The following is a 317-nucleotide window of genomic DNA, read 5'->3' as shown; positions in this document are numbered from 1 at the left end:
CCCCCCCCCCCCCCCCCCCCCCCCCCCCCCCCCCCCCCCCCCCCCCCCCCCCCCCCCCCCCCCCCCCCCCCCCCCCCCCCCCCCCCCCCCCCCCCCCCCCCCCCCCCCCCCCCCCCCATTTTCAAGCCGAAGACGGCATACGAGATTTCCTGTACGGTCTCGTGGGCTCGGAGATGTGTATAAGAGACAGCATTTATCCTGCCGCCATGCAACGACCCAACCTGATCTTCATCCTGGCCGACGACATCGGCTACGCCGACCTGGGCTGCACCGGCGCGCGCGACGCGGACAACCGGCCGGCCGACCCGTCGCCCCAG

Annotated in this window: 1 protein-coding gene; it reads left to right on the top strand. The window is 76.0% G+C overall.

Going from position 1 to position 317, the window contains the following annotated elements:
• A partial coding sequence (locus JHD63_RS24405) for a hypothetical protein (RefSeq protein ID WP_233168568.1) occupies window positions 1-183 on the top strand: 183 nt, incomplete at its 5' end.
• Window positions 184-317: the final 134 nt, after the last annotated feature.

The sequence above is a fragment of the Xylophilus sp. ASV27 genome, from assembly GCF_016428875.1.
GTDB lineage: Bacteria > Pseudomonadota > Gammaproteobacteria > Burkholderiales > Burkholderiaceae_C > Xylophilus.
This window is presented reverse-complemented; position numbering and strand designations above follow the sequence as displayed.